The following is a 15,244-nucleotide window of genomic DNA, read 5'->3' as shown; positions in this document are numbered from 1 at the left end:
AATAGATGAGTCAATATTTACAACATTTTTTATATCCTTCCTCTTTGTTTGTAAGTAAGGAGCCGTACCTGGTAAAAACCATATTAGGTTCGTGTGTGGCGGTTTGCTTATGGGACTCTAAATTAAAAATTGGAGGCATTAACCATTTTATGTTGCCCAACTGGAACGGTAACGATTTGGCATCACCAAAATATGGCAATATCGCTATCGACAAATTAATTGATAGGATGCTTTTTTTGGGATCGAAGATTGAAAACCTGCAGGCAAAAGTATTTGGCGGAGGCGAATTGTTGCAAACCGGAATTTCTAAAACCGTGATCGGCGAAAGAAATATTAGGGTGGCAAAGTTAATGCTTGAGGAAAGAAAGATACCTGTAGTATCCTCCTCCACAGGAGGAAAACGGGGTAGGAAGATTATTTTCTTCACCGATACCGGTGAGGTAAGGCACAAGCTTTTGGATAAAAAAACAGATTAAATGCAAGAAGCTTTGAATTAAATGTACCGTTAATTTTTTTTATATTTCTTTGCGATAATAGATAAAAATAATTTTTGTTAACCTTGTTCTATGAGGATGAATAAAATACGGGTATTAGTAGTTGATGATTCAGCGGTGGTCAGACAGAGTCTGTCTTCCATTTTAGGGTCTGATCCTGAAATTGAAGTGATGGGGACTGCGGCGGATCCAATTATTGCGGTAAAAAAGATCATGAAAGAGATACCTGACGTGATCACGTTGGATATCGAGATGCCGCGCATGGATGGATTGACTTTCTTGCGAAAAATAATGTCACAACATCCTATCCCTGTGGTTATTATCTCATCGTTAACTACTGAAGGAACCGAGGTTGCCATGAGAGCCCTGGAATATGGTGCTTCTGAAATAATTGGTAAACCAGCCATGAATGCGGCGAAGTTTATCAATGAGTCCAAAATTATGATATGTGATGCTGTGAAAGCTTCGGCACAGGCCAAGCTTACCCGCAAAAAAATGTCCGGTAGTGCCACGATAAGCGCAGCGCCCTCAAGACTTAAACCCGGGGTAACACCGGCGCACTCATTAGAGGTTACGCCAAAATATTCGGCAGATGTAATTCTGGATCGGGGATCTGTTTCAGACCGTATTGCCATTACCGATAAGGTTATTGTGCTAGGAGCATCAACAGGAGGTACTGAGGCAATCAGGCATTTCCTTAAAAACCTGCCGGATAAAATACCGGGAATAGCTATCGTACAGCATATGCCCGAGGGTTTTACAAAATCATTTGCAAACAGTCTCAATAACATTTGCGAGCTGGAAGTAAAAGAAGCTGAAAATGGAGATAAGTTATACCAGGGGAGAGTTTTAATTGCGCCGGGGAATCATCATATGCTGCTTAAAAGGGTGGGTAAAGAATATTTTGTAGAGGTGAAGGACGGTCCTTTGGTAAACAGGCATCGCCCTTCGGTAGATGTACTTTTTAGAAGCGCGTCGCGCTATGCCGGCAAAAATTCCACGGGCATATTATTGACCGGAATGGGCAATGATGGCGCCAAAGGCCTACTCGAGCTGAAAGAATCCGGAGCACATACCATTGCCCAGGACGAAAGCAGCTCAGTTGTGTATGGAATGCCCAAAGAAGCTGCTAGGTTAGGTGCTGCCGATAAAATCATGTCGTTGGATGAGATGGCGCCTTACCTGTTAAAGTTAATATAAACATTACCATTATTTATTGGAGTGGTATTGTGATAAAAAGTTTATAATTTCGCCGGACCTTATAAAAAGGTCTGTAAATTTTAATACAATCATTGTGAAAAAGCTTGAATTGTCGCGTATTTTAGGGAAATATACTTTTAGGGGAATTTTGTTCGGATTATTCGTTGTGATAGGGGTGATCCTGATGAACCGGAACTCTGAAGTGTTACTGCAAACCAATGGAAGCATGGCGGATATGTTTTATCTGTTTCCCGGAATGTGGTTATTGGTATTGTTGCCGTTTGTGACCGGTACCATAGGATATGCTTTGGCACTTTCGTTTACAAAAATTATTCGCAAACAGCGCAAGTCTATCAAGGCCGAGGCCAAGCGATCGGATATGATCCTTAAGTTTGTCAATAACCTGAGGCACGGAAATCTGGATGCAGTAAATATTGGTTCGGAAAGAAAGGATCAGCTCAGCAAATCGTTGTTAAAACTTCGCGACTATTTAATAAAAAGCAAAAAGGAACAGGAGCAAGGCAGGGTTGAGGAAGAACAACGAACCTGGGTAACACAGGGATTAGCGCAGTTTGCAGAGATTCTGCGCAAGGACAACGATAACCTGGAGGTGCTTTCATACAATATTATCAGTTACATGGTGAATTATTTAAAAATTAACCAGGGAGGCGTATTTCTGTCCAAAGCAAACAATAAAAACGAAAAGTTTTTTGAACTCACGGCTTGCATAGCTTTCGACAGAAAAAAATATGCCGATAAGCAAGTCAAGTGGGACGACGGATTAATTGGCAGATGCGCACTGGAAAAAGAGACCATTTATATTACCGATTTACCGAACGATTATGTTACCATAACATCCGGTCTTGGTGAGGCCAACCCTAAAGCCTTACTCATTGTCCCCCTTAAGGTGAATGATGAAATTTATGGTGTAATCGAACTCGCATCTTTCAGTGAATTTCAGCCTTTTGAAATTGAGTTTGTAGAAAAAACCGCAGAAAGTATTGCCTCAACAATATCTGCTGTTCAAATTAATATTCAAACCACAAAACTACTGCACGAAACACAAATACAGGCCGAGAAAATGTCGCAGCAAGAAGAAGAGTTACGACAAAATCTGGAAGAAATGCAGGCCACGCAGGAAGAGTCGGACAGACGTGAGGTAGAAATGAAGGGAATCCTGGAAGCTATTGACAACTCCGCAATCAGTTGCGAGTTCGAAACCGATGGATCACTTATTTCGGTGAATCAGCTGTTCTTGCGAACATTCAAATATCTTCCGGAGGAAATAGAGGGGCAAAACCTGAAAATATTCTTTTTCCAAGATGAGCTTGATGAGCTTACCAAAATATTATCCGACCTTAAAAACGGTCATAATTTTAAAGGAAGGGTTCGACGAAGGACCAAATTGGGCGAGGAAATATTTTTACTGGCAACTTATACCCCTGTTATTGATAACAACGGCGATATTGTTAAAATATTGAGTCTCGAGAACGATGTTACCGATCAGGTTCGTATGGAAGAGCAGATGAAGAGTTCTAAGGAAGAACTGGGCGTTTTGCTGGAACAGGCCCGCGACGAGATGAAGGAGCAGTTTAAAGAAATAGAGGCCGTTAAAATACGAAACGAAAAAATGTTGGAAGGTGCACTTGATGCAATCATTACTACCAACAAACAGGGTATAATGGAGTTCTTTAATGAGGCCGCCGAAAAACTTTGGGGTTACGAAAGAAATGAAGTATTGGGTCAACATATTTCAACGCTATTCTCCACCGAAACCGCCCAAAAAGATCCTTTTGTAAAAGCCTATGTCACTACCGAGGAGAACAAGGTGATAGGGGAGCGTAAAGAGGTAAATATTAAAAACAAATTTGGTGACGATATACCCGTACTGTTCTTGCTATCTGAGGCGCAAGTTGGAGATGACCATGCATTTACAGCGTTTATCCAAAACGTGGAAGTTGAGTTGTTTTAATTTTACACCGTGGTAAAGTGAGTAGTATTACGTTTAAAGATTTTCTTCAAGAACTTAAAGTGCATACGCCCTATAACTTTTGCGATTATTCCGATAGTTCAATCCAGCGGCGTATCGATAAAATCCTGAAGGATCAAAATACAAATATTGGCGACCTTCTGAGCAGGGCCAAGACCGATGTGGACTTTTGCGAGCAGTTGGTCGATGATATAACGGTAAATACTACAGAACTTTTTCGAAACCAGGAAACCTGGGAATATTTGTTTAAACATGTTTTTCCCGGCCTTAAATGGAAAAATAATATCAACATTTGGCATGCCGGGTGCTCCACCGGACAGGAAGTGTATTCTAACCTGATATTGTTTAATGAGTTAGGTTTGTTGGGTAAAGCCAACGTGGTTGCTTCCGACCTTAACAACAAGGTTTTAAGGGCCGCCAAAAAAGGTGAATATGACTTAAAATTCAACGCTCAATACATCGACGTGTACAATAAGTTGATGGATAAAATAAAACCGAAGGCTAAACCTTTTGAGCATTACTTTGATGTAGACAAAGAAAATGATAAAATAAAGATTAAAGATTTCATTAACAGGGTTCCAAAGTTTACACGTCACGATTTGGTAGTTGAGGAAATACCTTTTTATCAAAAATTCGACGTTATTTTTTGCCGTAATGTGCTTATTTATTTCAATCCGGAGTTGCAACTTAAAATTGTAAGAAAATTCTTTGATAAATTATATGATGGTGGTGTACTTATTTTAGGTACCCATGAGGCACTGCACGGATTTTTTAAAACCCGTTTTGTGAAACATGGCATGGTGTACACTAAAAGCAACACCTTTCATTTAAAGTACAAATAGTCTAATGGCAATTGGTCCTACAATAATCGATATAAGGGAAATAACAGCTGTTCTATCCGAGATTCTTAAGATGGATTACAGCAATTATGCGTTTTCTTTCCTTAGAAGAAGGTTCGCCTTTTTGTTCGACGAATTAAAGGTAAAAAATGCAAGTTCATTCATTCAGGAGATCAAAAACGGTACAATAATCGACGATTTTTGTTATTTTTTTCCCGTTGAGGAGAACGAAATGTTCCGTGATCCTTCGTTCTGGAGAACATTGAGAGGGAAAATACTACCTGACCTGGAAGAAGGAAATTTATCGTTTTGGTTTCCCGAACTCGTTTCTGCGGAAGAACTGTTTTCCTTGATCGTTATCCTGGAAGAAGAAAACCTCATGGAGAGGGCTAAAATATACTGTAACGTTTACAGTAACAGGCGAATAAGCCAAATAAAGCAAGGGGAAGTTAACAATAAAAATTTAGAGCTGAACAAAAACAATTATAAGCGTCTGGAGCTTAGAACGGTTTTCGAAAATCACTTTGTTGAGGGGAACGGAAATATCCGATTGGTCAACGAAAACTGGATTAACCAGGTGGAATTTCTACAAGGTAACTTCTTCAATGTTGTTCCGGCAGAGAATATAGGTGTTACCTTGTTCCGAAACAGAATGCTTTACTATAATAGTAAATTGCAGTCGGATGCCGAACAGCACTTGAAGCGTAGCTTAAATAAGGATGCTTTTCTTGTTATGGGTATTAAGGAGAAACTATTGAAGGAACATGAGCACGATTTCGTTCTATTCGACAGCAGCGAGCAAATCTACCGGGTTTCATAAATTTATCTAGAATAAAAGATATGGGAACATTTTATAAGGGAATAGTTATTGGAGGGTCTGCAGGAAGCTTTTCAATAGTCTTAAAAATTCTTTCGAACATAAAATCCGATTTTAAGTATCCGGTTATTATCTGTATGCACCGGTTAAAGCATATTCGTTCCGGCCTGCTCGAAGGGTTGAATCTTAAATCAAACTTACCGGTTGTGGAACCTTTCGATAAAGACAAAATAGAAGGCGGAAAAGTATACCTGGCTCCATCGAATTACCATATGTTTATTGAATTTGATTCTACATTCAGTCTATCCACCGAAAACGTTTGCAACCATAGCAGACCCTCAATTGATTATACGTTTTCATCGGCCGCAACCGCATTCAGAGATAAAATGATTGGCATAATTCTTACCGGAGCCAATAAGGATGGTGCTAATGGAATGAAAGAAGTAAATACTAAAAAAGGGCATACGATTGTGCAGGATCCAAAAACATGTGATGTGGAAACCATGACCAAATCTACCTTACAACTTTTTACTCCGGACGAAATTTTATCACCGGATGGGATCATAAATTTTTTAAACAGCCTTGAATAATTATGCAATGAGTAAAAAAGTATTATACAGGTTATATTATTTTGCGGCAGGCGCATTTTTGTTGGCTTTAGCTAAATATTGGTTTGTTCAGGAATTTATGTTCATGCCCAAATTTTTTATCGTAGAGTTTATTTCGTTTGGTCTTTTTTTAAGCATCGTCTATTTCTACGACCGTCATATCAGGGAAAGCATAAGTCAAAATATTATGAACGAAGAATTGCTTAAGGCAAAAGATACTGAACATGCCGGGGAGATAGCTAAACTGGAAGAAGAAATTAAGCACATAAAGAACGATGGCACACACTTTAAAACAGGTGAAAACGAATACCTTAGAATAAGCCAAATCTTAACTGCAGGACTGAGGGAATCGGCTGGTCAAGATGAAATGGCGAAGCAGGTTTTAACAAATTTGGCAAAGCAATATGAACTTGGTTTGGGTATATGTTACCTTTATGACAAACTTTCTGAAAGTTTTAGCGTAAAAGCCACTTACGGTCTCGATTCGAATATTCACCCTAAAAAATTTGTTTTGGGGGAAGGATTAAACGGTCAAGTAGCCGCAGATAAAAAATGTAAGTTAATTGAGGACGTCGACGAAGACTATTTTAATATAGAATCGTGTTCGGGATCGTCATTACCCAAATACATTTACCTATTGCCTATTGTCAAAGGTAATCAGTGTATTGGCCTAATAGAAATGGCCACCTTTGGACATGTGTACATTAACAACCAATGGGAACATTTGAATAATTATCTTGCAGACGCAATGTCTTTATAAATTGAAATTATGCCTGCTAAAAGGATCAACAAATACATACGGGAATATCTCAACTTTTCATCCATCAAAGAGCAAGAAAGCTTTTTTATAGCTGCTTTTTTAATCGTGGTTTATTTGATGACATGGACTGGATTCATTGATTTTATGCGTTTACCCTTTTCGATGAATACGATTGTTAAAATACATACTACCTGGTTGGTATGGTTTGTAGACCTATTAATAATAGGTGTTTCGTTAGGGGCTGTCGTTTTTATTAATCATAACAGAAAACTAAAAAACAAGCAGCAAAAAGAATTGGCCAAACTTAAGGGTGAGCTTCAATATAATAACCAAGTAGCCGATCTGATTCGTAAAGGCGACTATAATAAAATCCTGCACATAAATAAAAATAATTCTTCGTTGTTGAACCTGGCTAAGGACCTGATGGAAACCAACAAAAAAGAAGAGGAATTAAAATGGATTACTAACGGGAAGGATATCATCAATGAGGTATTACGCAGGTATCGTAATATTGATGAACTTTCCATTGAAATAATAAAAGCCATCATTGACTATACCGATGGTATTCAAGGGGCATTTTATCTTTTAGAAGGAAATAAGCTGGTTAGCAGAGCCACCTATGCCTTTAACAGGCAGCGATTCATAAATCAGGAGTTTGAGATTGGCAAAGGCCTTGTGGGGCAGGTTGCATACGAAAAGGCGATGATTTATCGCACCGAAATTCCGGATGATTATTTTACGGTAACATCTGGTTTGTTAAACGATGTAAAACCTAAGAGCTTGATCATTCTGCCTTTGATGCAGGAGGAGGAGCTGCAAGGCATCGTTGAGATAGGGTTTATGCACGACCATATTCCTGTCTATAAACTTGAATTTGCGCAGGAGCTAAGCTCCATAATTGGCAGAACAATTTACGCCCAAAAGATAAATGCGCAAACGGAAGTCCTTCTGAAGGAATCGCAGGAGATGACTGTTACCCTGCGGCAGAACGAAGAAAAACTGAAGGAGAATGCCCGGGAAATGATGATGGCTCAGGAAGACCTGGAACTATCCAATGAATTGTTGGAATCCAAGATCCAGGAGGTAGAGCATGGGCAGAAACGTATGGTCGCTTTGTTAACTAACGCGTCTGAGTTTATTTCCATATACGACGAAAACCAGCAACTTGTTTTTGAAAGCCCTTCGGTAAAAAGAATCCTGGGCTATAGGGATGATGAAGAAATCATAGGAATGGATCCCGAAATGATGACGCCCAAAGGTTACAGAACGATTAACAACTTGTTTGAATATCTAAAACAAACACCGGGTGGCGAGAGTATGGCACAATATGCTTATCTTAAAAAATCGGGTGAGAAATTGTTTCTGGAAACCAAAGGGAAAAACCTTTTGCACGACCCCGCTATAAAGGGGATCATATTTAATACGCAGGACATTACAGAGCGTATACGAGCGGAGAAAGAAGAACGGATGAAAAGTAGGATGCAGTCACTTTCGGAAAATTCACCGGATATGATTCTTCGCATAAATACTACAGGAAAGCTGGTTTATGCCAACCCCGCGGTATCTGATTTTATTGGTCTTTCTATCCAGGAGATCACCAAGAAAAGAATCAACGATCTGCATATTGATGAAAGGTTCATCGGATTTATTAATAAAGTGCTGATAGAAATCAAACGTAACGAAGAGCAAATTATTGATGAGCTGGAAATTACTTCGCCACACGGCGATAAAATAATGCAAATTAAAGCCATACCTGAGCTGAATGAGGAGAACTTACTGGAATCGGTATTGTTTGTAGCACATGATATGACGGAAATGAAGCGGATTGAGCAGGATATCAAGGAGAAAAACAAGAAGATATCAGACAGTATCAATTATGCCCAAAGAATACAAACCTCAATTCTGCCGGATACGTCTTTCATTCGACATCACTTTCCACGCTCGTTTATTTTCTATCGTCCCAAAGATGTTGTAAGTGGAGATTTTCCATGGTTTGTGCAAAAAGATGAAACTTTTTACGTGGCAGCCGTAGACTGTACTGGTCACGGCGTTCCGGGCGCATTGTTATCCTTTATCGGATATTTCTTGTTGAATAACATAGTAAATATTGACAACAACTTTAATGCCGCCAAAATATTGGACCTTCTGCACGATGGGGTTAGGACCACTTTAAAGCAGAATGAAGAAGGCAACAACGGTCGGGATGGAATGGATTTGGCATTGTGTAAGATCGATAAGGAAAAGAAGACCATACAGTATGCCGGAGCACATAATCCTTTGTATTTGCTCCGAGAAGGAGAACTTACAGAGTATAAAGGAAGCCGCAAAGGTATTGGAGGCAAACCTTTGTTGAAGAAGAAGGAAAGGGAGTTTGAAAATCACGAAATTCCTTACCGGGAAGGAGATAAGATTTTTATCTTCTCGGATGGATTACCCGATCAATTAGGAGGAGAAAGAAGACGTAAATACCAGTCGAAAAGGATCAGGGAAGCCTTAACAGAAAGCGACGATTTGAGTATGGCACATTTTGAACGCCATTTTTCGTCAGATTTTTACCAATGGATGGGAGAGGAAAAACAAGTGGACGACGTATTGATGATTGGTATTGAATTGTAAATATGCATTTTAAATATTTGTTAAATGGGAAATATTGACAACCATAGTTTTTTGGATTTTGCTTACCAGCTTTACCGAACTATGAAAACAAATGAAATTAGCTTGGTTTACGAAGGTGAAGTGACACAAGAAATCACAAAAACCTTTACCTCGTTAACCGAGAAAAATTTGGCCAAAAGCGAGGAATCCAATGCTGTTCAGAGGAAAGTGTTCAATGTAATGGTTGAATGCTTGCAAAATATAAGTAAGCATGCCGATTCTATGGGCGAAGATGGAGACGAACGTCGCGGTATCGTTATGGTGAGTAAAGGCGAAGATTCTTATAACATTATTACCGGTAACATTATTAAAAATACTAAAGTACCGGGACTAACCGACAACCTTGAACAAGTCAATTCTTTGGACAAAAAAGGTCTTTCGGAACTTTACAAGGCCCAAATGCGCGATGGTAGAATTTCGGATAAAGGTGGTGCCGGATTAGGACTGATCGATATTGCCAAAAAAACAGGTAGTGCATTAGGCTACCAGTTTAAGAAACTTAATGAAGAAGTTTCATTTTTTATTTTGACATCGACAATTAAACGTAGTAAGTAATTAACAAATAAAAATTTAACAATGGAAGTTATCAATATTCAGGGAACCGATGATACTCCTAACGTAATTCTGGATAAGGACAACGGGAAATTTGAAATTTCAGGAAGATCGTTGCCGGAAGATGTAAACCAATTTTATCAGCCAATTTTAGATTGGATTGACGCTTATGCAGAAGCAGGACCGAACGATGAAACAAATTTCAATATTAAATTGGAATATTTTAACACCGCCTCCTCAAAAATTATCTTGGATATTTTACTGAAGTTTGAAGAGATTGTGGAAAACGACAACAAGGTTAAAATTATCTGGCATTACCACGAAGAGGAAGAGGATATGTTGGAAGCAGGTGAGGAATATGCCGATATTGTTGAGATACCGTTTGAGTACGAAGCCTATACCGACTAATTATTTCTAGTAGTTGTTGATACATTAATATATGAGTGAAGAAATTTTAAAAGCCCTGATGCAACTGTTTGGTCTAATTGCCAAACAAGATGGTGGTGTGCAAGATACTGAAATAGAGTATGTAAAAAACTTTTTAAAAAGCCAGTTAAGTGCCGAGGCTGTCGAGGCGTATTTTGCTTTGTTTCAAAAACACTCTGTAGATAAAAAAGTTAACCGTAGCAACGACGAAGCTGGTAAGGTGAAACTTACCTCCATGAAGGATTCCGTGCGAATAATCGGGATCTGTAAAAAGATTAACAAGCAACTCAACAAGGAACAAAAAGTTGTAGTGCTGGTTAGGATGTACGAACTAATAAATGCCGACCGAAGGTTTACCGACCAACGAATGGCAATTATAAATACGGCAGCCGATGTGTTTAGAATGCCCGAAGAAGAGAAAAAGGGCATTGAAGCTTTTGTGGTAAACAACAACCTTAAAGAGCTTGATATAGAAGATTTAATGGTGATTAACTCCAGCGAAGACCATGGGGTTAAACGGGAGCACATCAGAACCGGAAAGCTAGATGGTAATGTGCTTATCCTAAGAATAAAAAGTGCCGATTTGTACTTTTTAAGGTACACCGGTAGCCAGGAAGTATTCTTAAACGGGCTTATGTTAAGTCAGCGAAGAATATATTTATTTCCCAAAGGTAGCTTTTTGAAATTCCCGGCAGGCGCACCAATCTATTATACCGATGTGGTGGGCCATTTTATGAGCGATGCCACTACAGCCAAGATTTCTTATGTTGTCGATAAATTAGGTTTTACTTTTAAAAATGGCGGCGTTGGTCTACGTGATGTAAACCTGGCCGAGGAGCACGGTCGGTTGGTAGGGATAATGGGTGCCAGTGGTGCGGGTAAAACAACATTGCTGAACGTTCTTTCGGGCACGGAATCCCCTAGTGCGGGTGAGGTCAGAATTAATGGCCAAAATCTTCATACCGAAAAAGATAAATTGGAAGGTGTAATCGGGCTAATTCCACAGGACGATTTGTTGATCGAAGAGTTAACAGTGTTCGAAAATCTTTATTACAACGCCAAGCTGTGTTTTAAAGATAAAAACGAGGAAGAAATTACCGGAATGGTGAACGATACGCTTCAAAGCCTGGGTTTATTTGAGCGTAGAAATTTAAAGGTTGGTTCGCCTTTGAATAAGATGATTAGCGGGGGACAGCGAAAGCGCTTAAACATTGCGTTGGAACTTATCCGAGAACCTGCCATATTATTTGTTGATGAGCCTACATCTGGATTATCGTCCCGGGATTCGGAAAACGTGATGAACCTTTTGAGGGAGCTTACCTTAAAAGGAAAATTAATATTTGTAGTGATCCATCAACCATCATCCGACATTTATAAAATGTTTGATAAGATGTTTATACTGGATACGGGAGGATACCCGGTTTATTACGGAAACCCCAGTGAATCGCTGATCTACTTTAAACAATTGGATGAGCAGATTAACAGCGATCAGGGGGAATGTCCGCAATGCGGTAACCTCAATCCCGAAATGGTGTTTAACATTATCGATGCCAATGTGTTGGACGAATATGGAAACTACACCAACAAACGGAAAACGAGTCCGCAGGAATGGAATGGTTTTTATAAGGAAAACATTAAAATTCCGGAAATTGAGGAGGTTGATTCTGCACCGCCACAATCATTAAACATACCGGCTTGGTTAAAGCAGTTTAAAATTTATACACGCAGGGATTTCTTCTCGAAAGTGGCCAACAAGCAATACATATTGCTTAACCTTTTAGAAGCCCCGATATTAGGACTTATCTTGTCTTTCTTGATCCGATATATCGTAGATCCCGATTCCAATATGTATATTTTTAGGGATAACGAAAACATCCCTCCCTATATTTTTATGGGCATCGTAGTGGCTCTTTTCTTCGGATTGATCGTTAGTGCCGAAGAAATTTTTAAAGATGCCAAAATATTAAAACGAGAATCGTTCTTAAATCTTTCCCGATCGAGTTATCTGGTATCTAAAGTGCTCATATTGTTCACTATTTCTGCCCTGCAGATGGCATTGTTTGTGGGCGTTGCTAATACCGTTTTGGGCATAAAAGGAATGTATTTTGAGTTTTGGCTGGCCTTGTTCTCGGTTTCTGCCTTTGCCAACATTCTAGGGCTGATATTGTCAGCCTCGTTTAACTCTATTGTTACCATTTATATCCTTATTCCACTTGTCATGATTCCGCAAATGGTGCTGGGTGGCGCCATGTTTACTTTTGATAAACTTAACCGGGATATCTCAAGTGCCGACAAAGTACCTTTAATTGCAGAGTTTATGCCCGCGCGTTGGATTTACGAAGGACTTATTGTGGACCAGTACAAAAACAACAAGTTTAAAAAGTTGTTTTTTGATGTGGAACAGGAAGAAAGTACTACAGATTACAAAATAGTACATTACTTACAGGAAGTAGATGATATTTTAAATGCTTGTAAAAAGCATATCGATAAAAATAAACCAGAAGAGGACGCTAAAAGTTACAAGCAGGATCTTGCATTATTGTATAACGAAATAAGTAAGGAAAATACCAGGGTTAATGAAATACAATTTGACAATGTTGACCAGCTCACCCCCGAGAGTTTTACCCCTAAAATGTATTCGTCGTTAACAGCCCATATTGAAAAACTTAAGGAGTATTATACCAATCGATTCGTAAGAGCATCCGCCAGGAAGGAAAAAATGATCAACCTGGCGATGTCTAAATACGGAAAGGAGCAATTTAATGCGGTAAGAGATCAGAATCTCAACGAAAGTATTTCTGATATTGTACGTAAGGTCTTCGAAAAGAATAAAATACTTAGGGAGGGCGACAAACTAATTCAGAATGTAGACCCCATTTATCAACTGCCTGAGCCGGAAAGTGCCTTGTCAATCCGAACCCACTTTTTTGCGCCCCAAAAGCATTTTGCGGGTCATTATTTCGATACCCTTTGGTTTAACATATGTATGGTGTGGATATTTAGCGTTTTAATGTATGTTATTCTTTATTTCGACCTGCTTCGTAAATCATTTAAGTTTTTTGGAGAATTAAAGTATCTAAAAAAGTAACCTTTTAACAGGTATCTAGTATAAATCAGAAGTTTTTATTATTTAAACAACCTATATCATGCTAAAGAAATTATTTTATACAACGGCTATATTTGGTGGAATATTATTGTTCTCTGCTTGTTCGGGTAATTCCGGAAAGAGTAAGGAGGCCGGCGATGATGATTTTTCAATATCAGAATCGGATGTAGAGGCACCGTTGCAGTTGTCGGAAGATATTATGGGCGATGTGATTCAAAACATCTCCTCTCCGGTTGAGATGGCCTCGTTGATCCAAAAGTCTGGTGCCGCCTTCTCGCAAAAAATATTGAACAAACCCGAAAATGTGGATGACTACAACACAACCTTTAAAAGAGCACTTAACCTGGGTGTTTTCAGTGCCGATTTGGGTTATATCAATACTTTTAACAAGAACAATATTGTAGTTTCCTATTTATTATCGGTAAAAGAACTGGCTGAAGGCATTAAAGTGGGTCAATTTTTCGATTTCGCCGCTTTAAAGGAAATGGCGAGTAACAGCAACAACCTGGACTCTTTGATGGAGGTATCTGTAAGTAGTTTCAATAAGATGGATACTTATCTTAGAGAACAGAACAGAAGTAATGTAAGTACATTAATTGTAACGGGGGCCTGGATTGAAGGTTTGTACATCTCCGGAAGTGTGATCAAGGAAACCAATGATGCAGAATTAGTTAACAGAATTGCAGAACAGAAGGACATCATCGATATTTTATTGATCATTTTAGAGAATTATAGCCAGGATCCTAACTTTGCGGAAATGGTTACCAGAATGGAGCAAATTAAACAGGCGTATGCCGATGTTAAGATAACAACGGAATATGGCGAGCCGAAAAGGATCGAGAAAGATGGAACCTTAATCATCGTACAAGATGAAATTAGCCATGTGGAGATTACGCCCGAACAAGTAGATAAAATTGTTGCTGAAATAAGTGGTTTAAGGGACTTTATTGTTTCATAGGTAATTTGATGTATAAGACTATCTTTACCGGAATTAACAAGTAAATCATATTCTTACAACAGACACATAATAATAGTGGTGATGTCAAGTTTAAATGTTTATTAGGTAAGAAAAATAAAATTGAGCAGATGAAAAAAATATTAGTTTTAGCAATTCTACTTGTAACCGTATTCTCGGCAACAAATTATGCACAGTGTGGCGACGATTTGCTTAAAAAGGCTTTAAAAGAGATGGGTGACGCCCAGTATATGAAAGACTTTTCTGTTGATATAAAAAAAGCAAAAAAAGATACGAAAACAGGATTCGTGAAGTTTAGTGTCATTTTAAACAGCAGGAGTCACTATAAGTTTAATACAGCCAACGGAATGGGTAATCCTGAAAAGGTAATTATGCAGCTGTACGATGGAGATAAAATGTTGGTAAGCAATTTTGAAAGCGGAAAAATGTACGATTCATTCGAGTTCATTTGCCGTAAGTCAAAAGTTTACAACATTGTGTTCTCGTTTAGAGGTGGCGAAGAAGGATGTTCTAAAGCAGTAATGTCTTTGGTTAAGCAATACTCGGCAGGAGAAATGAATTTTTAAGCAATACTTGGAATAACACCATAAAAAAAGCGTTGCCTTGGCAACGCTTTTTTTGTATAAATTGTTTTGCCAGGAAATGCAATGAGTTTAACCCGCAATAGGCGTTAGAAATCCTATTACACATTGAAATTACTTTAAAACAAGACACTTCGTTGCATCAACTTCAACTCACCAGAAGGATGCTCCCGAAAGTAATCAAAGAATTTATCGTGGGTAAAAAAATTACATTAAAATTTCATCGCACTTGATGTTGCG

13 protein-coding genes are annotated in these 15,244 nt (G+C 38.7%); all 13 read left to right on the top strand.

Annotation, left to right across the window (positions count from 1 at the left end):
• Positions 1–5 precede the first annotated feature (5 nt).
• Positions 6–476, top strand: a complete 471-nt coding sequence (locus ACRD64_RS06190; protein WP_430932364.1) for a chemotaxis protein CheD — start codon at positions 6–8, stop codon at positions 474–476.
• Positions 477–572: 96 nt separating this feature from the next.
• Positions 573–1,694 carry a protein-glutamate methylesterase/protein-glutamine glutaminase gene (locus ACRD64_RS06185; protein ID WP_430932363.1) on the top strand — a complete coding sequence of 374 codons (1,122 nt, stop codon included), beginning with the start codon at positions 573–575 and terminating at the stop codon, positions 1,692–1,694.
• Between the two features lie 94 nt (positions 1,695–1,788).
• Positions 1,789–3,666 carry a PAS domain S-box protein gene (locus ACRD64_RS06180; RefSeq protein WP_430932362.1) on the top strand — a complete coding sequence of 626 codons (1,878 nt, stop codon included), beginning with the start codon at positions 1,789–1,791 and terminating at the stop codon, positions 3,664–3,666.
• 17 nt (positions 3,667–3,683) lie between these two features.
• Complete coding sequence (locus ACRD64_RS06175) at positions 3,684–4,526, top strand: CheR family methyltransferase (protein WP_430932361.1); 843 nt, start codon at positions 3,684–3,686, stop codon at positions 4,524–4,526.
• Between the two features lie 4 nt (positions 4,527–4,530).
• Entirely contained in the window at positions 4,531–5,343 is an 813-nt protein-coding gene (locus ACRD64_RS06170) for a CheR family methyltransferase (protein WP_430932360.1), read from the top strand.
• A 20-nt stretch (positions 5,344–5,363) separates the two neighbouring features.
• A complete protein-coding gene (locus ACRD64_RS06165) occupies positions 5,364–5,930 on the top strand; it encodes a chemotaxis protein CheB (RefSeq protein WP_430932359.1) in 567 nt (188 codons plus the stop codon).
• A gap of 7 nt (positions 5,931–5,937) precedes the next feature.
• Positions 5,938–6,708 carry a hypothetical protein gene (locus tag ACRD64_RS06160; protein ID WP_430932358.1) on the top strand — a complete coding sequence of 257 codons (771 nt, stop codon included), beginning with the start codon at positions 5,938–5,940 and terminating at the stop codon, positions 6,706–6,708.
• 9 nt (positions 6,709–6,717) lie between these two features.
• Entirely contained in the window at positions 6,718–9,324 is a 2,607-nt protein-coding gene (locus tag ACRD64_RS06155; RefSeq protein ID WP_430932357.1) for a PAS domain S-box protein, read from the top strand.
• A 24-nt stretch (positions 9,325–9,348) separates the two neighbouring features.
• Complete coding sequence (locus ACRD64_RS06150) at positions 9,349–9,918, top strand: SiaB family protein kinase (protein WP_430932356.1); 570 nt, start codon at positions 9,349–9,351, stop codon at positions 9,916–9,918.
• Between the two features lie 21 nt (positions 9,919–9,939).
• Entirely contained in the window at positions 9,940–10,323 is a 384-nt protein-coding gene (locus ACRD64_RS06145; protein ID WP_430932355.1) for a DUF1987 domain-containing protein, read from the top strand.
• Between the two features lie 31 nt (positions 10,324–10,354).
• Positions 10,355–13,429 carry an ATP-binding cassette domain-containing protein gene (locus ACRD64_RS06140; RefSeq protein WP_430932354.1) on the top strand — a complete coding sequence of 1,025 codons (3,075 nt, stop codon included), beginning with the start codon at positions 10,355–10,357 and terminating at the stop codon, positions 13,427–13,429.
• A 58-nt stretch (positions 13,430–13,487) separates the two neighbouring features.
• On the top strand, positions 13,488–14,405 hold the full coding sequence (locus tag ACRD64_RS06135; RefSeq protein WP_430932353.1) for a hypothetical protein: 918 nt from the start codon (positions 13,488–13,490) through the stop codon (positions 14,403–14,405).
• Between the two features lie 128 nt (positions 14,406–14,533).
• Positions 14,534–14,989, top strand: coding sequence for a hypothetical protein (locus ACRD64_RS06130; RefSeq protein WP_430932352.1), 456 nt, complete (start codon positions 14,534–14,536; stop codon positions 14,987–14,989).
• The last annotated feature ends 255 nt before the right edge of the window (positions 14,990–15,244 follow it).

The sequence above is a fragment of the Saccharicrinis sp. 156 genome (assembly GCF_050589685.1).
Lineage (GTDB): Bacteria > Bacteroidota > Bacteroidia > Bacteroidales > Marinilabiliaceae > Saccharicrinis.
The sequence above is the reverse complement of the archived record's forward strand: the minus strand, read 5'-3'. Positions and strand labels throughout refer to the sequence as shown.

Bases quoted from the DNA above. Each gene is read 5' to 3' on its own strand.
- ACRD64_RS06145 (WP_430932355.1), top strand. From the start codon at position 9,940: ATGGAAGTTATCAATATTCAGGGAACCGATGATACTCCTAACGTAATT.
- ACRD64_RS06135 (WP_430932353.1), top strand. From the start codon at position 13,488: ATGCTAAAGAAATTATTTTATACAACGGCTATATTTGGTGGAATATTA.
- ACRD64_RS06150 (WP_430932356.1), top strand. From the start codon at position 9,349: ATGGGAAATATTGACAACCATAGTTTTTTGGATTTTGCTTACCAGCTT.
- ACRD64_RS06190 (WP_430932364.1), top strand. From the start codon at position 6: ATGAGTCAATATTTACAACATTTTTTATATCCTTCCTCTTTGTTTGTA.
- ACRD64_RS06170 (WP_430932360.1), top strand. From the start codon at position 4,531: ATGGCAATTGGTCCTACAATAATCGATATAAGGGAAATAACAGCTGTT.
- ACRD64_RS06160 (WP_430932358.1), top strand. From the start codon at position 5,938: ATGAGTAAAAAAGTATTATACAGGTTATATTATTTTGCGGCAGGCGCA.
- ACRD64_RS06185 (WP_430932363.1), top strand. From the start codon at position 573: ATGAATAAAATACGGGTATTAGTAGTTGATGATTCAGCGGTGGTCAGA.
- ACRD64_RS06130 (WP_430932352.1), top strand. From the start codon at position 14,534: ATGAAAAAAATATTAGTTTTAGCAATTCTACTTGTAACCGTATTCTCG.
- ACRD64_RS06155 (WP_430932357.1), top strand. From the start codon at position 6,718: ATGCCTGCTAAAAGGATCAACAAATACATACGGGAATATCTCAACTTT.
- ACRD64_RS06165 (WP_430932359.1), top strand. From the start codon at position 5,364: ATGGGAACATTTTATAAGGGAATAGTTATTGGAGGGTCTGCAGGAAGC.
- ACRD64_RS06140 (WP_430932354.1), top strand. From the start codon at position 10,355: ATGAGTGAAGAAATTTTAAAAGCCCTGATGCAACTGTTTGGTCTAATT.